This is a genomic window from Vibrio sp. 10N.222.49.C12 (genome assembly GCF_041475025.1).
Classification (GTDB): domain Bacteria; phylum Pseudomonadota; class Gammaproteobacteria; order Enterobacterales; family Vibrionaceae; genus Vibrio; species Vibrio crassostreae_C.
The window spans coordinates 61,306-87,074 of the sequence record NZ_JBFRVF010000051.1 but is presented as its reverse complement, the minus strand read 5'-3'; the positions used below and the strand labels follow the sequence as shown (position 1 = coordinate 87,074).

20 protein-coding genes and 2 pseudogenes are annotated in these 25,769 nt (G+C 43.4%); 7 read left to right on the top strand and 15 right to left on the bottom strand.

Going from position 1 to position 25,769, the window contains the following annotated elements; all coding sequences use genetic code 11:
• Positions 1 to 111 precede the first annotated feature (111 nt).
• Positions 112 to 921 carry a sulfite exporter TauE/SafE family protein gene (locus AB4583_RS15995; RefSeq protein ID WP_371725624.1) on the bottom strand — a complete coding sequence of 270 codons (810 nt, stop codon included), beginning with the start codon at positions 919 to 921 and terminating at the stop codon, positions 112 to 114.
• 343 nt (positions 922 to 1,264) lie between these two features.
• On the opposite strand from AB4583_RS15995, the gene AB4583_RS15990 reads away from it, so the two are divergent.
• Together AB4583_RS15990 and AB4583_RS15985 are read left to right on the top strand one after the other, a co-directional pair.
• Positions 1,265 to 2,242, top strand: coding sequence for a DUF1852 domain-containing protein (locus AB4583_RS15990; protein ID WP_017064213.1), 978 nt, complete (start codon positions 1,265 to 1,267; stop codon positions 2,240 to 2,242).
• Positions 2,243 to 2,287: 45 nt separating this feature from the next.
• On the top strand, positions 2,288 to 3,316 hold the full coding sequence (locus AB4583_RS15985) for a methionine synthase (RefSeq protein ID WP_017062410.1): 1,029 nt from the start codon (positions 2,288 to 2,290) through the stop codon (positions 3,314 to 3,316).
• 211 nt (positions 3,317 to 3,527) lie between these two features.
• Here AB4583_RS15985 and AB4583_RS15980 read toward each other — a convergent pair whose 3' ends face one another.
• The 7 genes from AB4583_RS15980 to AB4583_RS15950 all read right to left on the bottom strand — a co-directional run bounded on the left by AB4583_RS15980 (position 3,528) and on the right by AB4583_RS15950 (position 9,497).
• Complete coding sequence (locus tag AB4583_RS15980) at positions 3,528 to 3,929, bottom strand: hypothetical protein (protein WP_017062409.1); 402 nt, start codon at positions 3,927 to 3,929, stop codon at positions 3,528 to 3,530.
• Positions 3,922 to 4,371, bottom strand: a complete 450-nt coding sequence (locus AB4583_RS15975) for a GNAT family N-acetyltransferase (protein WP_372118258.1) — start codon at positions 4,369 to 4,371, stop codon at positions 3,922 to 3,924. The genes AB4583_RS15980 and AB4583_RS15975 overlap by 8 nt, the downstream gene beginning before the upstream one ends.
• A gap of 81 nt (positions 4,372 to 4,452) precedes the next feature.
• A complete protein-coding gene (locus tag AB4583_RS15970) occupies positions 4,453 to 5,031 on the bottom strand; it encodes a DJ-1/PfpI family protein (RefSeq protein WP_017069666.1) in 579 nt (192 codons plus the stop codon).
• A 377-nt stretch (positions 5,032 to 5,408) separates the two neighbouring features.
• A complete protein-coding gene (locus tag AB4583_RS15965) occupies positions 5,409 to 5,849 on the bottom strand; it encodes a hypothetical protein (RefSeq protein WP_372052203.1) in 441 nt (146 codons plus the stop codon).
• Positions 5,850 to 6,256: 407 nt separating this feature from the next.
• Complete coding sequence (locus AB4583_RS15960; protein ID WP_017063648.1) at positions 6,257 to 6,730, bottom strand: response regulator; 474 nt, start codon at positions 6,728 to 6,730, stop codon at positions 6,257 to 6,259.
• Positions 6,717 to 8,072: an ATP-binding protein gene (locus tag AB4583_RS15955; RefSeq protein ID WP_372118253.1), complete on the bottom strand. Its 1,356-nt coding sequence runs from the start codon at positions 8,070 to 8,072 to the stop codon at positions 6,717 to 6,719. The genes AB4583_RS15960 and AB4583_RS15955 overlap by 14 nt, the downstream gene beginning before the upstream one ends.
• 6 nt (positions 8,073 to 8,078) lie before the next feature.
• Entirely contained in the window at positions 8,079 to 9,497 is a 1,419-nt protein-coding gene (locus AB4583_RS15950; RefSeq protein ID WP_372052205.1) for a DASS family sodium-coupled anion symporter, read from the bottom strand.
• A 484-nt stretch (positions 9,498 to 9,981) separates the two neighbouring features.
• Between AB4583_RS15950 and AB4583_RS15945 the strand changes: the two genes are divergently transcribed.
• Complete coding sequence (locus tag AB4583_RS15945) at positions 9,982 to 12,999, top strand: EAL domain-containing protein (RefSeq protein WP_017069971.1); 3,018 nt, start codon at positions 9,982 to 9,984, stop codon at positions 12,997 to 12,999.
• Positions 13,000 to 13,121: 122 nt separating this feature from the next.
• Positions 13,122 to 13,232: pseudogene (locus AB4583_RS15940) on the top strand (DUF3103 family protein); the annotation flags it as partial.
• Between the two features lie 146 nt (positions 13,233 to 13,378).
• Here AB4583_RS15940 and AB4583_RS15935 read toward each other — a convergent pair.
• Both AB4583_RS15935 and AB4583_RS15930 read right to left on the bottom strand, forming a co-directional pair.
• Positions 13,379 to 13,696: a Dabb family protein gene (locus AB4583_RS15935; RefSeq protein WP_372118249.1), complete on the bottom strand. Its 318-nt coding sequence runs from the start codon at positions 13,694 to 13,696 to the stop codon at positions 13,379 to 13,381.
• A gap of 214 nt (positions 13,697 to 13,910) precedes the next feature.
• Positions 13,911 to 14,150, bottom strand: a complete 240-nt coding sequence (locus tag AB4583_RS15930; RefSeq protein ID WP_017069969.1) for a hypothetical protein — start codon at positions 14,148 to 14,150, stop codon at positions 13,911 to 13,913.
• An 81-nt stretch (positions 14,151 to 14,231) separates the two neighbouring features.
• Between AB4583_RS15930 and AB4583_RS15925 the strand changes: the two are divergent.
• A pseudogene (locus tag AB4583_RS15925) lies at positions 14,232 to 14,342 on the top strand (LysR family transcriptional regulator); the annotation flags it as partial.
• A 127-nt stretch (positions 14,343 to 14,469) separates the two neighbouring features.
• On the opposite strand, the gene tnaA reads toward AB4583_RS15925, so the two are convergent.
• The 3 genes from tnaA to AB4583_RS15910 all read right to left on the bottom strand — a co-directional run bounded on the left by tnaA (position 14,470) and on the right by AB4583_RS15910 (position 19,481).
• A complete protein-coding gene (tnaA, locus tag AB4583_RS15920; RefSeq protein WP_017069968.1) occupies positions 14,470 to 15,942 on the bottom strand; it encodes a tryptophanase in 1,473 nt (490 codons plus the stop codon).
• 760 nt (positions 15,943 to 16,702) lie between these two features.
• Positions 16,703 to 18,379, bottom strand: a complete 1,677-nt coding sequence (locus AB4583_RS15915; RefSeq protein ID WP_372118245.1) for a GTPase family protein — start codon at positions 18,377 to 18,379, stop codon at positions 16,703 to 16,705.
• Positions 18,366 to 19,481 (bottom strand): YcjF family protein, encoded by a 1,116-nt coding sequence (locus AB4583_RS15910; protein WP_372118242.1) that lies wholly within the window; start codon positions 19,479 to 19,481, stop codon positions 18,366 to 18,368. Before AB4583_RS15910 ends, AB4583_RS15915 begins: the two co-directional genes overlap by 14 nt.
• Before the next feature lie 239 nt (positions 19,482 to 19,720).
• On the opposite strand from AB4583_RS15910, the gene AB4583_RS15905 reads away from it, so the two are divergent.
• Positions 19,721 to 20,233 carry a peptide-methionine (S)-S-oxide reductase gene (locus AB4583_RS15905; protein ID WP_372052474.1) on the top strand — a complete coding sequence of 171 codons (513 nt, stop codon included), beginning with the start codon at positions 19,721 to 19,723 and terminating at the stop codon, positions 20,231 to 20,233.
• A gap of 167 nt (positions 20,234 to 20,400) precedes the next feature.
• On the opposite strand, the gene AB4583_RS15900 is transcribed toward AB4583_RS15905, so the two are convergent.
• Entirely contained in the window at positions 20,401 to 22,017 is a 1,617-nt protein-coding gene (locus AB4583_RS15900; protein WP_372118239.1) for a polysaccharide lyase 6 family protein, read from the bottom strand.
• Positions 22,018 to 22,102: 85 nt separating this feature from the next.
• On the bottom strand, positions 22,103 to 23,875 hold the full coding sequence (locus AB4583_RS15895; protein ID WP_171733577.1) for a sodium:solute symporter family transporter: 1,773 nt from the start codon (positions 23,873 to 23,875) through the stop codon (positions 22,103 to 22,105).
• Positions 23,876 to 24,383: 508 nt separating this feature from the next.
• Here AB4583_RS15895 and AB4583_RS15890 point away from each other — a divergent pair.
• Positions 24,384 to 24,995 carry a toxin-antitoxin system YwqK family antitoxin gene (locus AB4583_RS15890; protein WP_017069964.1) on the top strand — a complete coding sequence of 204 codons (612 nt, stop codon included), beginning with the start codon at positions 24,384 to 24,386 and terminating at the stop codon, positions 24,993 to 24,995.
• The last annotated feature ends 774 nt before the right edge of the window (positions 24,996 to 25,769 follow it).

The window sequence follows — 25,769 nt, the reverse complement described above, 5'->3', positions numbered from 1 at the left end:
TGCTCGGCGCACAACAAAAAGAGCAGTTATGAAACTGCCCTTTTCTAATTATTGGTGGTTGATCAATTTATTCGTTTTTGTTCTGTATATTCACACTTGAACGATCTTTTATTAACGAGCAACCATGCTTGCTGCGATAACCACCAGCAGTACTGAGAAGATTTTCTTAATCGTTGGAACCGGTAAATGGTTGGTGGCTTTTGCGCCTAACGGAGCCGTAAACCAAGACGTGCATACAATACCCAACAGCGCAGGCAGATAAACAAAGCCAGCAAAGCCATCTGATAGAGCAAAGTGGCTGCTGCCTGAACTGATGTAACCTATCGAGCCAAACAACGCGATCACAATGCCACAAGCCGAGGCACAACCGATGGCCTTTTTCATATCGACAGAGAAGAACGTTAATAGCGGAACCAGCAATGCTCCGCCACCAATCCCTATCATTGCAGACAAACCGCCAGTAATGGTTGTCAGAACCGTTAATACACCTTTATTCGGTAGCTTTCGCTCTTTAGGCGCGTCACTTTTACTGCTTAAGAACATCTTAATCGCGATAAGAACCACGCTCACAGCAAACACGATACGAACAACCTTTTCCGGTAATAACGCCGCCATAAAACCACTAACCAAAGCACCTAGAGCAACACCCAACATGATCCAAGGTGCCAAGTCCCAAGGCACGTTGCCGTTCTTGTGGTGAGCGAGCGCAGAAGACGTTGAAGTAAATAGAATCGAGGCCAGTGAGGTCGCAATCGCAGCGACAACAACTTGGTCAGACGGTAGAACTTCTAAATACAGTAAAATGCTGCTTAACACAGGAACAATGATCAGCCCTCCGCCAATACCTAACAAACCGGCTAGAAACCCAACACCACTGCCCAGTAACGCACAGTAGAAAATCAACAACAGCAATTCACTCATTTCATCCATCTCTTAATTAAATTAATCGTCTTAAATAGCACACTATTAATGCGGTTATATTTCCATCAAGCTAATTAATATAACTGACACCGACTAAAATATTCAAACAGAATAGATCATGAATATTCCTCATGTTGAATGTGAAGTAATACCATTGTTAATGGTCAACCTATCAACGTATAAAAACCTTAAGCGATTAACTTTATACGACATTAATTCTACTAAGCATTAATTTCAGACAGCATAGCCTTCGATTCTTAATCCGGTCACAAGCAAAAAATAAAAGCCGTTTTAATACTAAAGACCGAGAGAATCAGAAAAAAAATTGGGATACCAAATCAGCATGAATAAAGAATTTAATTTTACGATTAAGAGCATTAGCCTCGACGAAAACTACCAGCCTGCAGACAGCACGCGTATCACTACCAACTTTGCTAACCTGGCTCGCGGTGACAGCCGTCAAGCGAACTTACGCAATGCACTACAAATGATCGATAACAGTTTCAACGCGTTAGCGCACTGGGATAACCCTAAGGGCGACCGCTACTCTGTTGAGCTTGAAATCATTTCTGTTGATATGGATATTGAAAGCAACGGCGAAGCATTCCCTTCAATTGAAGTGCTGAAAACCAATATTGTAGACCGTAAAACTAACGAGCGTATTGAAGGCATTATCGGAAATAACTTCTCTTCTTATGTTCGAGATTATGACTTTAGCGTACGTCTATTGGATCATAATAAAGGCCAAGATAAATTCAGCATTCCAGAAGATTTTGGTGACTTACACGGTAAGCTTTTTAAATATTTCGTTAACTCTGACGCTTACAAAAAGAACTTCAATAAACGACCTGTTATTTGCTTAAGCGTGTCAGATAATAAAACCTATTACCGCACTGAAAACCAACACCCAGTATTAGGTTTTGAATACCAACCGAATGAGTCTTCTTTAACTGAACAATATTTCAAAAAGATGGGCTTACAGGTTCGTTATTTCATGCCGCCTAACAGTGTTGCACCTTTGGCCTTCTATTTCTTTGGTGATCTGCTGAACGATTACTCTAACCTAGAGCTTATCAGCACCATCAGTACCATGGGTACGTTCCAGAAAATCTACCGACCTGAGATTTACAACGCGAACGCGGTTGCGGGTAACTGTTACCAACCAAACTTGAAAAACTTGGATCACTCGCTGACTCAAATCGTGTACGACCGTGAAGAACGAAGCCAGCTAGCTGTTGAACAAGGTAAATTCGCAGAAGAGAAGTTCATTAAGCCATACCAATCAGTTCTAGAGAACTGGTCGGCAAATTACGCACTTTAATCGTCTATTGCGCTCTCAAACCACCCAAGGATAGGCAATATTATTATGAAAACACTATTACCGACTTCAACAGCGGGCAGCTTGCCGAAACCGTCTTGGCTTGCACAACCAGAGACGCTTTGGTCGCCATGGAAACTTCAAGGCGATGAACTCACAGACGGCAAACAAGATGCGCTGCGTGTCTCTCTGCACGAGCAACAGCAAGCAGGCATTGATATTGTGAGTGACGGCGAACAAACACGTCAACACTTTGTAACGACCTTCATTGAACACCTGAATGGCGTTGATTTTGAAAAGCGTGAAACCGTTAAAATCCGCGACCGTTACGATGCGAGTGTACCGACGGTTGTAGGCCCAGTTTCTCGTCAGAAATCTGTGTTTGTTGAAGATGCGAAGTTCTTACGTCAGCAAACCGACCAACCGATCAAATGGGCTCTGCCGGGGCCTATGACCATGATTGATACACTTTACGATGCGCATTACCAAAGCCGTGAAAAACTGGCGTGGGAATTTGCAAAGATCCTCAACGAAGAAGCCAAAGAACTTGAAGCGGCAGGCGTGGATATTATTCAGTTCGATGAACCTGCGTTTAACGTGTTTTTTGATGAAGTGAACAATTGGGGCATCGCTTGTTTGGAAAGAGCCATTGAAGGGCTTAAGTGCGAAACAGCAGTCCATATTTGTTATGGCTACGGCATTAAAGCGAATACGGATTGGAAAAAGACATTAGGCACCGAGTGGCGCCAATACGAAGAAGTCTTCCCTAAGCTGCAGCAATCGAATATCGACATTATCTCTTTAGAGTGTCACAACTCTCATGTACCTCTTGAGCTGCTTGAGCTCGTACGAGGCAAGAAAGTAATGGTCGGTGCGATTGATGTTGCAACCGATTCGATTGAAACACCGGAAGAAGTGGCCAGCACTCTAAGAGAAACACTTAAGTATGTTGATGCAGACAAGCTCTACCCTTGCACCAACTGCGGCATGGCTCCCCTACCTCGCGAGATAGCCTCAGCGAAGCTTAATGCGCTAAGTGCTGGCGCAGAGATCGTTCGTAAAGAGCTTTCAGCGTAACGCTTTCCTAAAGAACAAAAACTATGCCTTTAAGCCTAAGTATCATATTGATGCTTAGGCTTTTTGTTATGTGAGTTGATGAGCTTTACGCGCTGCTTACCAGGTTTTATCTAGGTCTTGAGCATATAAAGAGATCGCTCGTTGGTACTCTTTAATCGCATCGCTATTCGTCGTGGAAACTAAAAGCTCAAGTAACAGCGATGTCGCTTCTTTATGGCGACCTAGTTCGACACGCTAACATACGGCTCCATTCTTCTTTGCTCATTGCGCCTTTAGAAAGGTAAATATTGTGTTTCTGCATTGCACCTTTCGTGTATGAAAGCTTGATGAATGAGCCAATTTCAAACGGAAGAAAGCTACGCTGTAAAGTCACATCACAAGCAACGCCATTTAAACGTACATGACCGTTCGTGATTTCAAACGAGCTATCGCGAAGCTTCCACCACAACATTAGAATTTTTATTAATGGAGGAACACAAATTATCAGCCCTATGGTTAGCAGCGATGAACGATCACCGTCTGATATCCAATAGACAAGACCTAGTGCAATAACAATAAACAGCAACTCTGAAAATAAGTATTTAACAAAATTTAGTTGGATACGGTTATCCATGACACTCTCTCAATGATGACCCTAAAGGCAGCTCCACTTCAACGAGCCCTTTCACTTCAGACAACTGAGTAAAACCTTTTGATTGATAAAGCTTAATGGCGGGGTTCTCACTGAACACGCGCAACACTAACTGAGCCGATGCTTGATTGTTCGCATGTTCAATAGCCAAATCGAGACACTTAGAGCCAAAACCTTGACCTTGACAGTCAGCTAATATCTGCAAATCCCTAAGAAACGTTGTACCACCGGCGTAACTGAAGCGGATAACACCAATACGGCTATCTCCCACATAAATTTCATAGTTATCCAGCTCATCCCAGCTGCGTAAAAACTGACTATGACCCCAAGCGATGCCACGAGCTTGGTAGTAACTCGCCATATTCGTTTTAGTGATCGATTCAGCGAACTTAGCATCGGAACCTTTGACCAACCTTACTTCCATATTGTGTCCTTTGTTTTCAAATCACATCTGAATACGGCATTGAGAAATGCCACATATGCTGAATCATTTTAGAAAGGTTAGTTATGTACATTCATGCCAACTGTACTCCATTTGACGCGCTACTTTCGAGGCAAATTGCAGACCGTAATGTACTGATACTAAATGTAAGCTCATATCTATACCTGCAGAAATCCCTCCAGAAGTTGTGAATTTTTCTGATGTCACCCATCGTTTATCACTGATCACATCTAAACCTGGAAACTGCAACGCTAAGTCGGAAATATCTTCCCAATGAGTCGTGACTGCTAATCCCTCAAGTAAACCAGCTTTAGCCAAAAGAAATGCACCAGTACAAACAGACACTACTTGCGAGGCTGAACCTGAAACAGAAGCTAACCACTCGAGTACATTTCGTTTGTTCATTTCGTCAGTGTGCGCACCACCAACGACCATTAATAAATCGATCTTTGGATGATTGTTTAACGAATAGTCAGCCAATACCTTGAAACCGCCACGAGCTATAACTGGTCCCGCATTTTCGGAGATTAAGAATACATTTAGATCTTCAGCACCTAAACGCTTTGCAGTGCTGAAAACTTCAAATGGGCCAGAGAAGTCGAGAACTTCTGCTTGATTATAAATATAGATTCCGATGTTCATTGCACCTCCATGTACAACTTCATTAATAACTAGAATTTACCATAAACATCTTGTTCGGCTAATTCATACAACCCATTAAGGATTCTTAACTTTACCCATTTTAGTCAGGATACCTTTGCCCTTCTCATAAAAAAAGATAAACCAAAGTAGACTGAAACCCACAAGACAAAATCAAGAGCGGCTAACTTGATATCAAGTGGTTCTGAAAAGATGTTATAGGTGTGCCCAAACTTTGCTTCAATTGATTTAACTAAAATCACTGTAACGATAAAAATCACAATCCTCATGGTTTTTCCTATCTATATCTTTGAACTAAATCGTACACATGCGTGTGGAAATTGTTTAAGTTATTCCAAGTATATAATGCGTTTACGGCCCTACATGTCATTGGCTTTTTCTATAAACCAAGTGCCTTTACACGGGCCATTGGTTAAATGCCAACGACCATCAAATCTATTGCCACTGCCATGTGCTGAAAATCGATAATCCCACTGGCGATGCTTGGCATATAGACGTAAGTCTCCATTTTCAGAAACCCAACCTTGTAGCGGCGTTCCATTGTAAGTAAGCCTGAGCGTGGCTTTGCCATCATTAATGGTTCCGGTGATGGTTGTGCGTTCACACATATTATTGCCAGTAGTATTAATACGACGACCTAGCCACTCACCGTCGAAATCGGTAGAAGGAACAAATTGGGGACCATCAGGAAGTTTAGGAAACGACTCGGAATTATTGGTCCCGAACCATTGAAGTTCACGGCCAACGAGGAAGAAGACAACAAAGCCAATTGATACTGCGATGACAAATCTCTTTTTCATGAGCCTCTTCCTAATCCACTGACCTTAAGAAAAGAACCCTAACATAATGAAAAGTAATAACTTACTATCAATTTAATTAATTTTGATATGTTCCACAAATTGCATTCAAATGTTGAATATAGAGAAAGCGGCATCGTACGAAGTTCTGCTGTATGTTCAGGGAATCGTTCCTGAAGAAAACACAATGCATCCGTTGGCGTTGGCGTTGGCGTATGAGTTTTAGACTAAAGCCAGCAACCAGTGTGTTAATAACTGAGTACCAAAACCTGAACGACTAAAAGAGGTAGGTAAAATAAGCAGCGAAAGATTACATCTTTCAAAGAAAAACCCTTCAGAAAGCGTCCTTCGGTGCATAGAATTTCAAGCGACTTACACTAGTGAATAATGTAAGTCGCTAACATAAGAGGCTAACGCAAGCGTCTGAACACAACCTGCTGGTCGAGCTCATTCTGATAGTCCGTGTAATCAAGCCCTTGATCAAATATGTACTCAGTGACAAGAGTACGAATGCACTCAACCAATGTGCTTGCTTGCCAAGGCTTTTCAAAGTAACGGTCGATGCCTGCTGCATTAATCGCATTGATGGTATCAGTATGAGTGGCCTGCCCCGTAAGAAGAATTTTCTTGGTATTCGGAAAGCGACTGTCATGGAACACTTCAGTGAGTAACTCCACACCCGTTTTCCCTGGCATCACATGATCAGACACGATGACGGTAATGTGTTCGCCTTCTGCGTCAAGTTCATCAATGAGATCAAGCACTTCTTGCGCTGATTCACAATCTTCAATATTCAGCCAACTCGCCAGCGGCTCTAAATCTTGTATCACTGCGCTCAGTACTTCTCTCTGGTCATCGACACAGATTAAATTAAGCTTCTCCATGTTCACCCTCTATTGGTAACTTGATTCTAAATACCGTTTTAGAAGCATCACTTTTCACAATAATACTTCCGCCATAACCTGCCACAATCCGCTTAACTACTGATAAACCCAAGCCCAATCCAAACGATAAACCACCTTTTTTAGTGGTGAAGTTGGGCTGAAATACCTTTCTACGAGTCGCCTCGTCTATCTCAGGGCCGTTATTCGCGATCGTAACTAATATCCTTTTCTTACTTAATCTGGTTTGAATCTCTATTGCGGCATCGTCTGAATTCGACATTGCATCACAAGCATTCTTTACAATGTTGACCCAAATCTGAACGAGCTCTGTTTTCGAGCCTTTAAAAGACGGTAAATCCGCAGGGCTCAATCGCACAGACACTCTACGTAACTCACTTTGTAGCAACGATAAGGCATGGTTAATGGAGTCGTTAATATCAACCGCTTCTTCGGTGTCGATATCAACTCTGCCAAGTTGTTTAACCGATTTTACGATGCCGACGGTGTGTCTAGATGCCAAACGCAAATCATGTAAATCACAGCCCATCTGCCAAAAACGAATCGCTTCTTCTGGTTTTTTCAGCCAATGCTTTGAAATAACGTCTGTTGCAGATAAAGCATCAATTGGAATCGCCTTTGCAAGAGAGCGAGCAATGTTTTTGTCTAAACCATATTTTCTTTCAAATTGTCGCCCACGTGTTCGTGCTTCTGACGACGACGTTTTCTGACCATGCATTAACCCAAAATCGAAAAATTGACTGGCTTCTGGATGCACTTCTTCAAGCAGATCCATGATGACCGTTTCAAGTCGACCAGATTTACTATTTACGACACCAATAGCGTTGTTAAGCTCATGAGCAATCCCTGCAGCCAATTGACCCAAGGTCGTCATTTGCTCAGCAGTATGTAACTTCTCTAGCGCTTTTTGTTTCGCTATCGCTTCTTGTGTTGCGCGGCGTTGACGACGCGACAACTCATTGACAATCACAGGTGTGAACTGTGCGGTAAGAGGACCAAAGTTACGTTCATCTTCTGCAGGCGTGTCTTTATCGATCCACGCTAACTCAACATCGGTTTTAGCAACAACCGTTGAAGATGCTGTCCAATTACCTGAAAAGAAGCTATGAACGCCTATAAAAGCCCCACTACCCGCGCTAAATACTCGCACTTGCGGTGTATTCGCATCGGTATAAAACCCTTCCAGTTCTCCACTAAACACATAATATAAACGAGTGTTTAACGCTGATTGTTCAATAATGGTGTTACCGGCACAGCACGTCACCCGACGTTCTGTTTGGTTAAAATAGCGCTCGATCAGTGCTTCTAGCTTTTGTTGATACACGTATCGTTATCCTATGTGACCAATTGAATGTAGCACCCACACCATAACAAAACTCAGTAGCACACCAACCACACCCAAAATAATACCGATTCTGGCCATTTGATTACTTTGCACATGACCAGTGGCATGAGCCAACGCATTCGGTGGCGTACTGATTGGCAGCGACATACCTAATGAAGCGGCAAAAGTCACAACCAAAATTAACGTTAGCTCACCGCCTAGTGGCGTGAGTGAAGCCATAGACGAACCTAATGCCGCCATAATTGGCATTAACAAGTTAGCCGTTGCGGTATGAGACATAAAGTTTGCCATTACCAAACACAAGAACGCCGCTCCGAACAACACCACATAGGGTGAGTAGCTATCAAACGGAATACTGTGTACCACGAGCTTTGCTAAGCCAGTTTTATCGAGCGCTAAACCAAGCGCAATACCACCTGATACAAGCCACAATACGTCCCAAGAAATTTTCTTCAGGTCTTCTTTATTGATGATCCCTGTGAGTGAGAACACAGCGACAGGAATCAGAGCGACGGTGTAAGAGTTCATGCCATGGCTTGAACCCATTAACCAAAGAATGATGGTCAGCGCAAAAGTGACGTACACTGCAATGGCTTTGGGCGTTTTAAGGAATTTACCTTTGATGCTTAGTTCAATTTTCTTTTGGTCAGCTTTGTACATAAAGCCTATTAAAAACCACGCTAACGCCATCATAATAACGACAAACGGCACACCAAATGCCATCCATTCACCGAACGTAATGAGGTTGTCACCAACTAAATATTTAAGTGCGATAGCGTTCGGAGGAGTACCGATCGGGGTACCAATGCCACCGATGTTAGCGGCAACAGGGATACAAAGCGCAAACGCTATACGACCGGGGTCTTTCGGGCCAAACACAGCCAGTACCGGCGTTAAAATAGAGAGCATCATTGCCGTTGTTGCTGTGTTAGACATAAACATCGAAAAGATACCAGTGATCAACATTAAGCCGAGCATCACAAACTTCGGGTCTTGTCCAAATGGCTTCAATAATACACGGGCTAAGTTTACGTCTAATCGATACTTAGTGGCGGCCATCGCTAAGAAAAAACCGCCCAAAAACAGCATGATGATTGGGCTGGCGAATGTCGCCATGATGTCGCTGTATTTTAACAACTCACCAAAATGTTCCTGCCCATGCTCAAACCTTAAAAAGATCAGCCCTTTATCCGACAACATCAATAATTGCAGAACGATAATAACAACAGACGTCGCGTAAATCGGGATAGGCTCGAACACCCAGCACAATGCCGCTAACAAAAAGATCGCAATAACGCGTTGTTGAATAATCGTAAGGCCTTCAAATGGAAACGCTGATAGCGGCATTACGAGGATAATGAAAGGAATTAAAATAGGGATAATGTATTTAATATAGGGGCGCATAGCACAAAAACTCTTCCTGAGATAACAACTACTTAGAAATTAGATTTACAGTTCTAATTTAGATCCGACAACGAATTATCGAACTCTCGCCACTATCTCACTCTCGGCTAGATCAATGATTATGTGATCACGATATCCCCTTTTTCGATTCTGTGCGCTACCTCTACGTTTGTATGTCATTTACTGTTGCAATTAAATTCAGGAGAGTGGTTTCTGCGTTTCTATTCATAATCCGTTCCGGTTATTCTAGGTACTGTCAGAACAGATCAGTCGCTTAAGTCATGTCCATAAATTGAGGACAGCTTCTGAGTAACCTCTCAAATATATGAGTTAGACTTACTCGGATTGTGCGTGGTTTTGCATTTCCTTTTGCCGTAAGTTTATTTTCAAGCTCGCTTAGTAGAGCATGGAAGAAATAATAAAAAGATACCTATTCTCCCCCGAAAACAGTTCTACACAACACAACTTTCGACCGGCTAATAACATGACTATTGTTACATCTAAAAAACGTCCTACCGTTGGCATTGTGCTGCCTATGCTCAGTGGCTTCTACATGGGCGAGCTAAATGCAACCCTTAGAAGGCTTGCGAAAAACCATAAAGTCAATCTGATCTTCATCCGCTCGGGTGAGCGAAGAGATTTTAAACTTCCTATATATTTTAATCATCTCGATGCCCTTGTGGTCGTTCTCCATGCAGCGACAGTAAAGTTGATCGAAGAAGCTATAAACGCAAACATTCCAGTCATTTCTATTGGAGCAAGCTATGCGCCGCTGCCAGTTGAGCAGTATTATAGTGTGCAAAGCGATGGTGTCACTAAGCTCTATGAATGGTTACAAAGTCAAGGACACGAAGAAATCGGCTTTTGTGGCGATCTCACTGTTAATGATATCAGGTCTCGCTTCAAAGCGTATCAACGCACGGTGATTGATCATAAAGGCTCATTCAACCAACGCCATTTCTTCCGCGTGTCGAATTGTTCTCTATCTGGGGGACGAGAAGCCGCAATAGAATTTATACAGCGTAAATCCAAATGCACTGCGGTTATCTGCGCAACTGACCACAATGCTGTAGGTATGATGGAGCAACTGTCTCACAGCAATATCTCGGTACCTGACGATGTCGCCATCGTAGGCATTGATAATATTTTCGTCGGTCAACAATTCAATCCCAAGTTAACAACAGTAGACCAACAGCTTGAGCTTCTAGCGACGCAAGTATTTCACCGCGTGTTGGAACGTATTTCTGGGAAGCCTTTTAATAATGCCAATAATAGTGTCCCGCAAAAGCTCATCGTTCATCAGTCTTGCGGTAACACAAACCCAGATCTCGAACATAAAGAAGATATCAACTCAACTCGCCAAATCCTCTTAAATGTGCAAGGGCGTTCTCCCGCTGAGATATTCGAAAATTTCTATTCACAAGCACAAGGAGGTTTTGACTCAATTAGAGATGCTCAAAGCCTTTACGGAAACAATCTTGACTGGGCCTGTCTCGCTGAGTGTAATTCGGAGCAATACACTATTAGGAAATGGGTAGAAAAAGGCATGACTCAGCCAACTACCCTACCGCAACAAACAGATATTCAAGACGATATTCGCAATTTCCCATTTTTCGAACGCTATGATCATTTCGTTGCTTCCATTCTTCCTATCAACTCAGGGCAAGAAGATCACTGGAAGCTCGTCGCTGTTGTTGATTCATTGCAAGATCACCAAGATATCGGTACACAATCGGTATTCAACAATTATTTAGATATGCTCGCACTGTTCATCGAGCGCGACGAGCTTATCAATACAAGTAACAATCGTCAGAAGAACTCCCAACAGTTGTTGCAACAGCTCAAAGTAGTATCTAACAGCTCAAACGATGGTATCTGGGATTGGGACTTACTAACCAATACTCTTGTCTGGAACAGTCGGTTAACCAAAATGATTGGCTGTCAAGATACCTTTTCTGATCGTAAGTTAGGATGTGACCATCTGTTCCAATATATACACTCAGAAGACTTAGAACTTCTCGAGTCCGCCATTCATAACCACTTAAACGAAGAAGTACCGTTCAAATGTGAATTCAGGATGAAGACGCAACATCGCGGATATATCTGGGTTCATGCCAATGGCTCAGCGGTTCATAATGCAGAAGGGCAGGCTGTGCGCTTCATTGGCTCAATGACGGATGTAACTCAAGAGCGAGAAGATGCGGAAAAGATTCAACACATGGCGTATTATGATGCGCTTACTGGCATCGCTAATCGCCGGAAAATAATGGAAAGCATCGCGCAACACATTGTGAATCGACCTAACCAAAAACGCGCGGTCATGTTGATGGATCTTAACCGTTTTAAGATTATCAACGACTCTTTTGGTCATCACGTCGGTGATGCACTTCTTTGCCACGTGACCAAACATATTCAGAACGTGCTATCAAGTGAACACCTTGTCGCACGTTTGGGAGGTGACGAATTCTTGTTTTTGTGTAATGTCAGTTCCGAAGCAGACATCAACGCACTCGCCACGCAGATTTTAAATGCCGTTCAAAATCCATTGATCGTTGATGATATTGAGATTATCAGCCAAGGAAGCCTAGGCATCGCTATGTATCCTTATGATGGCGTAAGTGCCGAAGAATTAATTAAGCAGGCCGACATTGCCATGTATCAAGCTAAAAAGCTGGGAGGACAAAGCTATCTCAACTTTCAAAGGTCAATGGCAAAAGAGACGGAAAACATAATCGAAATAGAGCACCAACTCAGTCGTGCCATCGCTCAACAAGAAATAAAGGTGCACTACCAACCTCAATATTGTGGGCAAGATGAAAAGATTACTGCTGTTGAAGCACTAGCAAGATGGGAATCTCCAACATTGGGGGATGTCCCTCCTGACCAGTTTATCGAGGTTGCTGAATCAGCTGGCCTAATCAGCAAGCTTGGTGAATGTATCATTCATCGAGTTTGTAAGGATGTTGAAGGATCTGAATGGCTACAAACCATGAGCCATATTTCCATTAATATCAGTGCAAAACAGCTGATACAGCCTCACTTCGCTCAAGAAATCATTCGAACTATTCGCCAATACCAGCTTCCTTTGACGTTATTCTGTATTGAGATAACCGAGTCAGCAGCAATTGTCGATTACGAGTTATGCATAAACTCACTTAAAGAACTACACGATGTAGGAATTTCTATCTCTCTTGACGATTTTGGCACGGGATTCTCTTCTCTATCTCTACTAAAGCAACTTCCACTAAGTGAAGTAAAGATCGACCGTTCATTTATCTCTGACATAACTCAAGGGCAGACCAACTTAGACTTCGTCAACACTATGATCATGATGGGTAAAAGCTTGGGCTATCGTGTTGTAGCTGAAGGGGTGGAAACTGCTGATCATAACCAACGCCTAAACGGACTGGGGATAGATCTGCTGCAAGGTTATTACTTCAGTAAACCTCGACCATTAAGTGAACTGGAATCAGAAGTGGCTATCAAATTGACTAGAGCTTAACCGTGGCACAACGGCATTATTTAAAAGTAATGCCATTCTTATTCACGCTTTGCGTTAACTTTACTGCCTATTGGCAGGTTAACGGAATAAAAATGAGCGTAAACAGTAGATGACATAAAGGTCGTTTAGAACCACAGATAGACCTCGTTGAGATGCCTTATCTGGACTACGACAAACAGACGTACTACCCCAATCAGACAGTTATCTTCTGGCCTCGCTACCGCTGGGGCGCAGGCGGGAATGCTGTCGCATCGTTTGCACCAGTCACTATTTCGCCAACAGAGTAAGTCGTTTCTTATTGAGTTAGGGCTTAATTGCTAGGCCCTAACCCTTCATTATTGAAGCTAAGTAAAACACAAGAGGCCTACTCAGAACCTAATTACAGGGAGTAATCAAACACGATAATGTCGTCTAGCAACGGACGAAACACATCTTTCAGCGCATCATGCTCAGGGTGCGGAAGGTAATTCTGACGGCCTTCTTCATCGGCGAACGTCATTAACACCGAGTGGGTATAACCTTGATTCTTGTTTTCAGGGCTGTCATTTAATCCCCATTCTACTGAAGTGACCCCTTCAACCTTGTTTGGCATCGCTTCAAACAACATCTTTAGTTTTTGAACCTCTGAAGCCTCAGCGTTTTGTTTAAACTTAATCAGTAGAATATGACGAATCATTCCCGTTTCTTTTTGAGTCATTCCTAGTCCTTTCGAGCGTTCGCTTACTGGTTTGTAATGCTTAACCAACACCGAGTCGCGTTCTTAAATTAGAGAACAACAAAATGCCACACGTTACACAACATGCCAAGGCTAGATCGCTAGAGTTTATAAAATACTCCACAACCCAATAACGAAAAATGCTGCACCCGAGGGCCCAGCATTTCTCATGACAATGGTAAGCACATCTTTAACGTTAATCACGACGACCTGTAAGCTGGATCGTTTGGTCTTGATCAACGTTCTTTTGGAATTTTATTCCGCCATTAGCGGCGTCATTTCTTCCTTCAAGCACTGGATCAGATTCAACACGCTCAGCCTTTACTTGATTGCCTTCGCTTCTCATCATATCGAGAGTACTCGCATAAGTACCGTCAGCCGCGAAAGCCGTGTTCATAGATAAAGCCATCAATCCAAGTGCGATTAACTTGTTCATACATCACCTCGTTGTATTTCTAATTCTTTGTTCGTTTGGTATCTGTGTTTTTGTTGGAGTAACTTTAACAATCGAACATGAACCATAGATGTGAGCTATGTGATGAGCTGCCGCCGCTCGCAAAAAGACGCACCTTTGAATCAGTGGTTATTCCAAATGTTGAAGTCTACCCTGAAAAACAAACAAGCGTAGTTCAGCTTTTAACGGGTTAACTACTTAAAGACTTAACTGCCTAACTCCCCTACCATCCAAAAAAAGAAAAGGCTCCCGAGGGAGCCTTTGATTATGTTTCTAGTGACTATTCGCTTATGTTTTTATTTTAAAATGCTTCTTCGAGCGTTTGTTCATTCTTTTTTTCTGTCTGTTTTTCAACGGTTTCAACCTCTTTCAAGCGCGCAGTGAAGTGTCTTAACACCGGCGGCTCGTAGGTAAAATCGAGCCCTTTCACTTGTCCTGCATTCTCTTTCACTTTTTCGAATGCTTCGATAATGAAGTCCATGTGTGTTTGTGTGTAGGTCGCGCGAGGAATGGTAAGGCGCAACAACTCAGCAGGACATGGGTGTTGTTCACCTGTTGCTGGGTCGCGTCCTTGCAGCAAAGACCCAATCTCAACCGCTCTGATACCCGCGACTTTATAGAGTTCGCACGCCAAAGCATGTGCGGGAAACTGACCAGCCGGGATATGAGGCAGCAATTTACCCGCATCGACAAACGCAGCATGACCGCCTGCTTGCTGGCACACGATGCCCATCGCTTCTAAGCCATCAACAAGGTATTGAACCTGGCCAATACGGTACTCTAACCAATCTTGGCGCATGCCGTCATAAAGGCCAACCGCAAGACGCTCCATCGCGCCACCTTCTAAGCCACCATAGGTTGGGAAGCCCTCTTGCACCACACACAAGGTTCGACACTCTGTGTACACATCCATGAAAGCGTCGTCTTTAAAGCACAACAAGCCGCCCATTTGCACCATGGCATCTTTCTTGGCAGACATAGCTAAACCATCCGCGTATTTGTAAGACTCACGCGTGATCTGTTCGATTGTCCAATCCTGATAACCCGCTTCACGTTGTTGAATGAAGTAGGCATTTTCTGCGTAGCGTGCCGAGTCCATGATCACAGGAATATCGTACTTCTGAGCGATTTCATACACGGCTTTTAGATTGGCGATAGACACTGGCTGTCCACCAGCAGAGTTACAAGTAATGGTGCTCACAATGTAGGGAACATTGGCTGCGCCCGCTTCTAAGATCGCTTCTTCCAGCTTCACCACATCGAAGTTGCCTTTGAAATCCGCGTTCACTGAGGTATCGAACGCTTCTTTGGTATAAACGTTCTTCGCCACACAGCAATTCACTTGGGTGTGGCCTTGTGTTGTATCGAAGAAGTAGTTCGACAAGGCGACCATTTTGCTGCGATCGAGCCCTTTCTCCATTTCACGCTTCTTAATAAGAACCGGAATGTAGATCTGCTCTGCACCGCGTCCTTGGTGTGTTGGAATAGTCAGCTCATAACCAAAGATATCTTTCACCGCATTCGACAGTGCGTAGTAACTGCGGCTACCACTATAAGCTTCATCACCCATTAACATCGCGGCTTGCATACGCTGAGTGATAGATCCTGTTCCGCTGTCTGTCAGTAAGTCGATAAACACATCATCACTGTCGAGCAAAAATGGGTTCATGCCCGCGTCGACAATGGCTTGTTCACGATAGGCGCGAGTTGTTCTTTTTACTGGCTCTACAACACGAATACGAAACGGTTCTGGTAGATGTTTGAAGTTTTCCATAATAATACCTTTCAATACATTCCGATCAGGTCGAAATGTATTTTCTTTAGATGTCACGAGTCCTCACTATTAAATTAATAGTTCCGTATAAAGATACACAGAAAATTAACAGTGAAAATAAACAAATTAAATAATGACTTATTAATCAAACCTAAACAGAGGCTAAGATAATTAGCGAGAACGACAAAAAACGAATACCCTACACGGAATAATAAGTGCGACATTCATACGTTCAAAGGTTATCAAAGCTGCTGATAGGTAAACAAAGCTCGCTGCTTTGCTGGCGCGTGACGCCTAGAGGGTACTACTCTGAAGAAAGGTGGAACGAGAGTTGGTGATCTAAGGTATACCAAGCTAACAAGGTTAGCCAAGTAGTTGATTGCCATTTCAGATACATGTTCACAATATATCCCTACGTTGAAATCAAGATGATCCGAAGTTTAAATATAGTGCAATTGTTTTATAAATACAGCTTAAAAAAGTATAAATGTGATCAATATTTAGAATGATGATTAAATACGATAGCGTGTTATATAAAATGTGAATCACAGCTGTTTATATACTATTAAACTAGTTCAGCGAGAACCTTAATAATATCAAATCCCTTTTGAAATCAACACCTCTCTAATAAGGGGCGAAGATAGCTGTTTTCTAAAAAAGCCATCATCTAATAAAGCCAAGATCCAAAACTCGCCGATCTAGAAAAGATAAATTCTGATGAGGCTCAAACCTCACCAGAACCGTATTCGCAGTGAATGGCTTACTTCTTCTTCACGGCTTGCTTGATGGCCATTTCAGCCAGTTTTGGTGTCGCCGCTTTCAATACGCTGGGTGCCACCTTCTTACCCACTTTGACTGCTTTATTCAGTTGGCCTTTAACCGACGAGCCTCTTTCCATGGCTTCTAAACGTTGGCGGTTTCTCTGAACGTTATTTGCGTCAGCGATACGCTCTATCAACGTCTGCCTTAAAGTATCTAAACCAAACTGTACCTTTTCTGGCGCAATCGCCAGCGGTAACACGATATCGGTTTGCAGCAATATATGATTGTATTCGAGCGCTTGAGCAATGATCTTCGCTTTGGTCGATGTTGGATTCTCTAAGTCATACGGTGGCTGCCAATCGTCTACAGGCTTTAATCTGTCTACCTGATTCACAACCGACACCACAATCGGTTTCTTGCGTGAGATGTTCTTAGGATCGTCATAGAAAGCATCAAATCTATCTTTCAATTGCTTATCCAAATCACGTGCAGACTGATTGGCTTTAAGCACCCATAGCACCACATCCGCTTGGGTCATCTCTTTCAGCATTAAGGCTTCGGTTTTAGGATTGCCATCAAGCCCCTGAAGATCAACAACGCGAACATCATTGTCGTCGACAAACGCGTTATACACCGTTGAAGTGTCGGTTGATGGCAGCACATCCACTTCTGCAACCAACTCTTGCTTGAGTGCATTGATAAGTGAAGATTTACCCGAACTGGTTTGTCCCACCAGCACGATTCGCACAGGCTCTAGCTCTGGAGCAAAGCGTTGTTCGTCGAGTTCAGAAACATCAGACACTTTAAGTGCCTCATCTTCAATGCTGAAACGTCCGCTGTAGAGGTCAATCGCCACCGCCGCAACTTCATCTAACAAGGCTTGTTTGGCGGCGTATTGCATGTCATCAACCACACCCCTTGTCATCGTTGCTGTCGCTTGTTCTCGTCCTAAATCAGAAATCACCTTGAGTGGATTCAAATACAAGTTTTTAAGGTGGTTACCCCAAATAGCCGCTTTGAAGATCTTCTGTCCTAGCTCACCGTATTTATCGTAGGCTTCGTAGCCCGCTTTGATGTAAGAAACCTTGAGATACTCAATGCCGGGGATATGCTCTCGCACTACCAATTTGTAGCGTCGGCTGACCTCTTCGAACAGCTTTAGCCCTTCAGGAATCGAAAAATCGAGTGATTTCTTATCAAACTTTTTCGCAACAAATTCAAGTACCTCTAAACCGGTTTGGTCTAGGTTACCCCACTCTATGTCGACCATTAATTGTTGGCGTACATGGTGTTTTGAATCATTCCAGATCGACAGTTCTTTTTGAGACCAATCAGCCGAAGCCTTAACCAATGCATCGTTGATATCAGCTTTTTTATGCTGTGATTCAGCTTCAGCAGTATCCTCGCCAAGGCCGCCACTCTCTTTATTCGAGAAAGACTCTTTATTTGAAGAGCGGCTTGAAGAACGGCTAGAAATGAATAAAGGAATGGTGAACACCAAGGTACTCACGGCAATGGCAATCGACATTTCGAGTAGATAACCGTATTTGATCGCCAAGAAGACACCAAAACCCATCATGATAATGCTTGGGAAGATCGCCGGAATCAGGGCAATGCCCCAGCGTCCGCTCGATAGCACCGCCAGTAATCGAAATAGGTTTCTAATTTTCTTCATAACCCGACGCCGCCTTTCCTTTTTTCAGAGATTCTTTGTAGATCTTCTGCATCTCTTGTTCAGACACTTCTTCACCTTTGTTCTTGTGATAGAAGTAAAAACAAGCCGCGCGACCTAAACCATAAGAGGTGCCGAAACTCATTGCCGCTGCAGCCACCGCACCTACCGTTTGACCATAAACTGGAATCAGCTTTATCAACTGTCGAGTGCCCAGCTTCATTCCGTATTGCAAAGCAAAGCTGCTTCCCAGAGTGCCTATCAACTCACTAAAGACTCTCTTATTCCATTCGACCCCATATTGATTGGCCAAGCTGTGAAGCATTTTGGCTTGAATCGTAGGTACCGACACCAAACCAACACCCGGAATCAGGTCACTCGCTGCGGCACTTCCTGCATACCAAAGCACTTCGTTTTCTACTTGATCAAAGTTGGCTTCTTCTTGCGTGGAATGTTCTTTGTCTTGCACCATCATTCCTATCACCGGAAGAATACTGCTCAGCTTTTCTAACAAGATGTCATAGTTGTAAACCGCTTCGCTGTTAGACATAGCGTTGTCATCCGTTTCGAAATCGACCGCTACCGATTCAAACTCTTTACCCCAAGCCTTCTCTACTTGGTTGGTGTTGAACTGAATTTGCCTTGCTCGATCTGGTTCACTGGAAGACAACACCGCCGTATGAACCAGCAACAAGTGTTTAATCTTCTTCTGTTTCTTAATCTGTTTTAGAGCCGTAAGCACAGCGGATTGTTCAGGTTCGTCGGCTTTCATTACAACGACTAACGCATTACCTGCCTGACCAATCTCTTCCAAATCCTCTTTCGCATCGTAATTCGCTTCGCTGAGTCCTCTGGTATCAAGAAACCTCATCACGGGTTTGTCTTGCGGAAACTCATACGACATCGCCGTCATGGTACAAGGCGCAAAACCATTGCCCACTTCTACAGAAGAGTCGCCCGTGACCGCTTGAATAAACGATGACTTGCCCACCCCCGTTTTGCCCAACAGCCACAATGTAGGAAGATGCTTGCGCTGATATTCATGAGCCTGAGTCAAGTCTGGGTTCTTGCTCGGATTAATGAAGTCTTTTATTTGATCAAACATGTTTAGAGTAACGCTCACTTGATGTTGAGATTCGAGTTGATGACAAAGCAATACTGACTTATATAATCACAAATCATATTAAACTTATGTTTGTTCAGTCGCACAGGTTTACAATGCCTAAACGCTTGTTTTTATTTGCGCGCTCATTTTTATAGACGCTTTTTTATACGTACGGGTATCATCGTATTGATTCGGGTACCTAACGAACATCAACAAACACAGAGAGCTCAAAGAGAAGTATGGAACAAATTTATTTAGCTGGCGGCTGCTTGTGGGGTGTACAAGAATTTATTAAGTACGTTCCTGGTGTTATCAGCACAGAAGCAGGCCGTGCTAATGGAAGCGCCCAGCCAACAGAGAACAAAACGACACAAAGCGACGGTAGACAAAGCGATTACAATGGCTACGCGGAGTGCGTACAAATTGAATTTGATCCAAACATCACGTCAGTCACGATTTTGATGGAACACTTGTTTGAGATTATCGACCCTTACAGCTTGAATAAACAAGGTGTCGATGTCGGAGAGAAATACCGCACAGGTGTATACAGCACTAATGCAGAACACTTAACCGAAGCTAAGCACTATGTTGCCTCTCGTGACGACGCCGACCGTATCGCACTCGAGATATTGCCATTGACCAATTATGTTGCCAGCGACGACATCCACCAGCATCATTTGAGCCTATTTCCTGAAGATCATCACTTATGCCATATCCCTTGGGATCTGCTGCATAAGTATAAATCACAGTAGTCACGACGTAAGATCGAGATAGTCACAACCTAAGATCGATAAAGCCTCAACAGACATTATCTGTTGAGGCTTTTTAAGTGTTAATGGTCAAGACAGCTATCGTGAATTGATTTGATAGCTCAAACCATTAAGCATTAGCCATTAAGTAATGACCCATAGCCAATAACTTACTTAGTCGTATTCTCAAGCACGTAGTCCGGACCCGCTGTTTCAGCCGTCACGACCGCAAGTTTAGACACGTCTGCACCTTCGCCTTGATAAGCGTTGATACCGTTCTCAACCGTCATTTTTGGCAGTTCAACCGAATAGCTTTCAATCAACCCAGAATCCGTTACTTGACCTACGTAAGTTTCGTCTGTGTAGGTTGCGCCGACTAATGGGTAATCTTGCGTTGCACGCACACTTACAAACTCAGGAGATTGCGAGTTATCAACCACGTTGTGTTTGAACGCCACATCAACGCCCGCATAAATGCCTTCCACTTCTGCGTTGTCAAACAAACTTACACGGTGGCTTTGGTTGCCGTAAACAATGCCCCACTCAGTGTCGACTAGAGAGTTATTCTCGATGGTGATGTTTTTCGGTGTCCACTGCTTGTTCAGCTCTTTGCCTTTCACCGATTGATCTAGCTGCTCACCATTCGCTACGTCGATAATACCTGTGTTAATAACAATGCCGCCACGTAGGTCAGCGTTGCCTTCGATCAAACCATCGCGGCCTCGAGTGTTTGCAATGTAGTTATTGCGAATCACATGATCTTCATCGTAGATACGGACGCCGCCGGTTAGGCGCTTTCCATTGCCAAGAATCATGTTGTTCTCAACCGTGTTGCCTTTTCCGTGACGCAGTGAAATAAGCGCGGTGCTTTGGAAAATAGTATTACCTGAGATCGTGTTGTCGCCCGACTTAATCGAGATAAGCTCACGCTCACCATCCATATCGATCATCAGGTTGTTCACGAACTTAGAACTTGAATCCCACTGTGAAGCTTTAGAATCACCAATACGGATCGCTTCCCAGCTGTTGCCGTTGTAACGAATCGCTTCTTTGATATCGAATTCATTGAATTGGTTAGGCTTTTGATCCATGAAGATATTATTTGCGATCAGGTGGTTGTCGGCTGTGTCATCTTTTTGTACACCGATCAAAGTGCCGCGTTTTTGCTTACCTTCGAAACGGTTGTTGATGACTTTGCCATCTTTACCCCATAGAGAAACCCATAGGTACTTTGGATACTCAGAACGACGCTCGTCTGGCTCGTACGTGTAATCATGGTTGAAGTAGTAGAATGTTGAGTTTTGCAGCGTGTTGCCATTACCCATCATACGTACTGCACCAAAGCGTTCGTTAGGACCGCCCTCAGTAAATACCAAGCCATCAAGCGTGATGTCATCGCCTTTCAGTTCAAACTGAATCAAACCAGTGATCCACGCAGAGCCTGCTTGCTCAGCCTTGATAGTGATGTCATTCGCCGTGATCGTCACTTGACCTAAGTTCGCGTATTTACCGGCAGGGATAACCACTTCGTCGCCATCTTTTAGGTTTTCAAATTGTGCTTTAAGCGCAGCCACTTGCTCTTCCGAAGCAACGGCTAAAGTGTCGCCATCTACCTCTGTTAAGCGGTCACTGCTCAATAGGTAACTACGGTCAATTTCGCTAACAGCAGGCGTAGCTTGTTCAGCGACACTGACTACGGGTGCTGTTTTTTCTTGTGTTGTACAGCCTGTTGCAAAAGCGAGTGTGAACGCGCTAATAATGCTTACCGATAATAGTTTTCTGTTCATCGTACATCTCACATTAAAGTTTGGATTATAAAAATGACGACCACCCGTTCAGGTGGCCGTGATGTTATTTAGGATGCGTATTAAATTAGCCTTCGGCTGGAGTCACTTCGTCTTGTTGCTCGACTTTGTCATCGACTGCTTTAACAAGTAACAGACCAACAGAGAACACAATCAAGCCACACAGAACGAATACCATGCGTCCCCACATTGGGTTTGGCAGTACGAACATAGTCATTACGCCCACACCCGCTACCGCGATAAGTGAACCCAACATACGACGTTGCTTGTTATCCAGTTTCTTCTGTTCATTACTTTCAGCAACTAGTGGCGTCGCTAGGTTGTTGAAGAACTTGTCTACGTCTTTCTCACGGTGCTCAGCAAGAGGCTTGTAGAACAGTGTTGAAAGAACAAAGAAGCCAGCAGTAAATATGATGTGACCGATAAGGCCGATAGCCACTTTCAGGTCAGCCCACTCACGGCCAGTTAGTTCATTTAGACCGAACCAGTTTTGAATCATGTCCGCAGTGATAACGAAACCAACGAAGTAAGAAACCACACCACCTACAACTAGCGTGCCCCAACCTGCCCAATCCGGTGTTTTACGGATGAAGAAGCCACAGAATGCTGGAATTGTCATTGGGAAGCCGATCAATGCGCCCACGTACATCATGGTGTCGAAAAGGCTCAGACCTTTAAGAGAGTTGATGAACAGAGCAACCAAGATGATCGCGATACCGAAGAAGGTAGACGTTAGTTTAGAAACAACCATTAGCTCTTTCTCTGTCGCTTTAGGACGAAGAATCGGCTCGTAGAAGTTCTTAACGAAGATACCTGAGTTACGGTTTAGACCTGAGTCCATTGAAGACATTGTTGCTGCGAACATAGCGGCAATCAGAAGGCCAACCATACCTGCAGGCATGTATTCTTGAACGAAGTAAAGGTAAGCGAAGTCAGCGGCTTTGCTGCCAGCTTCTGGGTAAGCAGCTGCTAAATCAACACCTTGACCAGCCATGAACCAAGAAGGCATGAACCAGATGATTGGACCAAGCGTCATTAGTACACAAGCAAGCAGTGCTGCTTTACGTGCGTTGTTTGAATCTTTTGCAGCAAGGTAACGGTAAGAGTTAAGCATGTTGTTGGTAATGCTGAACTGCTTTAAGAAGATGAACACAGCCCAGATGCTGAAGATGCTCATGTAGTTAAGGTTGTCACCCGTGATGAACGAATCCGTTGGGAAGTCGCTAATGATCTGCGTAACACCGCCACCGTGGTAAATAGCAACGACTGCACATGTCACCGTTACTGCCATGATGATAACCATCTGCATAAAGTCAGATGCGATTACCGCCCAAGAGCCGCCCGTCACTGACATAATCAGTACAACCAGACCCGTTAGGATAATCGTTGTTGTCATATCAAAGCCGAAGATACCCGATGCGATGATTGCTAGACCATTCAACCAAATACCTGCAGAGATAACGCTGTTTGGCATACCAGACCAAGTAAATACTTGCTCATTCACCTTACCAAAACGCATACGAATCGCTTCAATTACCGTCACAACACGCAGTTGACGGAACTTCGGAGCGAAGTAAAGGTAGTTCATTAGGTAACCGAATGCGTTCGCGATGAAGATAATCGCTACGGCAAAGCCATCGGTAAAGGCTTTACCTGCTGCACCAGTAAATGTCCAAGCACTGAACTGGGTCATAAATGCGGTTGCACCTACCATCCACCACAGCATATTACCTCCCCCACGGAAGTAATCACTTGTCGTACTTGTAAACGTTCGAAACATCCACCCTATCGCAATTAAGAATAGGAAGTAGATGCCAACTATCAGGGTATTGAGTTCCATCGTTAGACCTTTTATTTATGTTTTTTGTTGAGGTCACTATAAATAAATGGCAAGTATATTTGTACTACAATAATCCAAATGCGTGACAATGATCTTACAGTCTGACACTCAATTAATCATACAAGTGATCGAGTTCAAAGTTGCACCACCTAGGAGCGCAATTCCTCAAGTCAGTGCAGTTATCCGCACTAAATTTCGACCAAAACCCCGAAAAACATGAACAAAGTCTCTAAAAATCGAAGATTCATCGTTAAAAACTATTATTCTTGACGATCAAAGCTTAAAGAAGAGCAGCAAAAATATCGTTAGATATAATTTATAAAAATGAATTAAACCAACATATTTGTAGTACAAATAAGATCGATAATTTGCTTTTAAAAGTTCCCTATATTAGGCAGCCAATAATGAAAACTTGAAAACCACTATTAGATACTGACAGGGATACACGGAAGTGAAATGCTTTTAACACACCCGTTACACTTTCCCCGTCCAATAAAAAGGTGTCATTATGAAGAAATACGTTCCAATCTTAATTGCTCTTAGTACGGTATCTTCTATGAGCTATGCAGCAACACCGCGTGAAGATGCTGTTGACTACTTACAGATGCGTAAAGGCGTGGCTTACCAAGTAAACCATTCAAAACCTTTCACTGGTCAATTTGAACAGAAGTTCGATAACGGCCAAGTCGCGACCCAAGCTCAGTTTGCCGATGGCTTAGAACTTGGGCTAGAAACTAACTGGTATCCGAATGGCCAAGTCGCTTCTAAAGTGAATTACGTAAAAGGTGAACTGCAAGGCAAAGCTGAAACCTGGTATCCAAACGGACAGAAAAAAGCAGAACTCAATTATAAAGACAATGAACTATCAGGCACCGCCTCTCGCTGGTATCCCAATGGGGAACAAAGCCTGACAGCTGAATACAGCGACGGACAAAAAGATGGATTGGTAACGGACTACTACCCGAACGGTAATAAGGCCAGCCAAGCGAAGTTTGATGAAGGTGAAGTCGCGAACGGAAAACTTACTCGCTGGAATACTAACGGTGACAAAGTTGAAGAACTGACCTTTAAAGATCACAAAGTCACCTCTAAACAGGTGTGGATGCCTACAGAAAGCTAAGCCTCAAGAACAGCTCTCACGGAGCTCTTTGATATAACTAAACGCCTGCTGTTAAAGTTTGCAGCTACACGTCTGCAACTAAGAGACAAGAGAAGAGAAACGAACATTCATGTGATTAAGCGTGAATGTTCGTGGCTTTGATGCTGTAACAGACTCACTTGAGCGTGTTGTCATCAACCTAAAAGCCTATTCTTAAGCCGCGGTTTACACGCTTATTGAGCCGCACACGACTCTCTACTCAAATTTCAAATAAAAAAACGCTCATGTTGCCTGTATCAACATGAGCGCAAGGGTAGATCTTCGACTACCATCTCCTACCTTTCTAGATGAAAGCAGAAGTTATAATTAGAATAGTTGGGAGCAATAATCAAAATGCTTTCGCAAGCACTTCAACGATTTCTTCTTTGTCGCTGATGAGAACAACGGGTAACGATTCGAACCCAGTTCATTCCTATCAAGTTCATACTTATATAGCAGGCTATGTCACTACCTTGCCTACTACATTTCAAACCTTCTCTGATGAGCTTTAAATCACCTCAAGTAAATGTCTCATGTTCTTAAAGCGGTGGATTTAATCCATTTAGCTTCAAGACCACTCTTACTTATTCGGCTTCACACCGTCTGTTCATGCAATCAACACAGCAAAGTTATGTGTTGCTACAGAAAGTTAGTAAATAATAATGTATTACAAATAAAAATGATATCTAAAGGTTCAATTTTTTGCTGTAGCGCACATTTATTGATGAACAAAACTCTTCAAAACCATTATCAACA

Excerpts from the sequence above, each read along its gene's own strand:
- AB4583_RS15990 (WP_017064213.1), top strand. The coding sequence starts at position 1,265 with ATGAATAAAGAATTTAATTTTACGATTAAGAGCATTAGCCTCGACGAA.
- AB4583_RS15905 (WP_372052474.1), top strand. The coding sequence starts at position 19,721 with ATGGAACAAATTTATTTAGCTGGCGGCTGCTTGTGGGGTGTACAAGAA.
- AB4583_RS15950 (WP_372052205.1), bottom strand. The coding sequence starts at position 9,497 with ATGCGCCCCTATATTAAATACATTATCCCTATTTTAATTCCTTTCATT.
- AB4583_RS15960 (WP_017063648.1), bottom strand. The coding sequence starts at position 6,730 with ATGGAGAAGCTTAATTTAATCTGTGTCGATGACCAGAGAGAAGTACTG.
- tnaA (WP_017069968.1), bottom strand. The coding sequence starts at position 15,942 with ATGGAAAACTTCAAACATCTACCAGAACCGTTTCGTATTCGTGTTGTA.
- AB4583_RS15970 (WP_017069666.1), bottom strand. The coding sequence starts at position 5,031 with ATGAACATCGGAATCTATATTTATAATCAAGCAGAAGTTCTCGACTTC.
- AB4583_RS15910 (WP_372118242.1), bottom strand. The coding sequence starts at position 19,481 with ATGTTTGATCAAATAAAAGACTTCATTAATCCGAGCAAGAACCCAGAC.
- AB4583_RS15945 (WP_017069971.1), top strand. The coding sequence starts at position 9,982 with ATGACTATTGTTACATCTAAAAAACGTCCTACCGTTGGCATTGTGCTG.
- AB4583_RS15995 (WP_371725624.1), bottom strand. The coding sequence starts at position 921 with ATGAGTGAATTGCTGTTGTTGATTTTCTACTGTGCGTTACTGGGCAGT.
- AB4583_RS15935 (WP_372118249.1), bottom strand. The coding sequence starts at position 13,696 with ATGACTCAAAAAGAAACGGGAATGATTCGTCATATTCTACTGATTAAG.
- AB4583_RS15930 (WP_017069969.1), bottom strand. The coding sequence starts at position 14,150 with ATGAACAAGTTAATCGCACTTGGATTGATGGCTTTATCTATGAACACG.
- AB4583_RS15915 (WP_372118245.1), bottom strand. The coding sequence starts at position 18,379 with ATGAAGAAAATTAGAAACCTATTTCGATTACTGGCGGTGCTATCGAGC.
- AB4583_RS15975 (WP_372118258.1), bottom strand. The coding sequence starts at position 4,371 with ATGGAAGTAAGGTTGGTCAAAGGTTCCGATGCTAAGTTCGCTGAATCG.
- AB4583_RS15965 (WP_372052203.1), bottom strand. The coding sequence starts at position 5,849 with ATGAAAAAGAGATTTGTCATCGCAGTATCAATTGGCTTTGTTGTCTTC.
- AB4583_RS15895 (WP_171733577.1), bottom strand. The coding sequence starts at position 23,875 with ATGGAACTCAATACCCTGATAGTTGGCATCTACTTCCTATTCTTAATT.
- AB4583_RS15985 (WP_017062410.1), top strand. The coding sequence starts at position 2,288 with ATGAAAACACTATTACCGACTTCAACAGCGGGCAGCTTGCCGAAACCG.
- AB4583_RS15890 (WP_017069964.1), top strand. The coding sequence starts at position 24,384 with ATGAAGAAATACGTTCCAATCTTAATTGCTCTTAGTACGGTATCTTCT.
- AB4583_RS15900 (WP_372118239.1), bottom strand. The coding sequence starts at position 22,017 with ATGAACAGAAAACTATTATCGGTAAGCATTATTAGCGCGTTCACACTC.
- AB4583_RS15980 (WP_017062409.1), bottom strand. The coding sequence starts at position 3,929 with ATGGATAACCGTATCCAACTAAATTTTGTTAAATACTTATTTTCAGAG.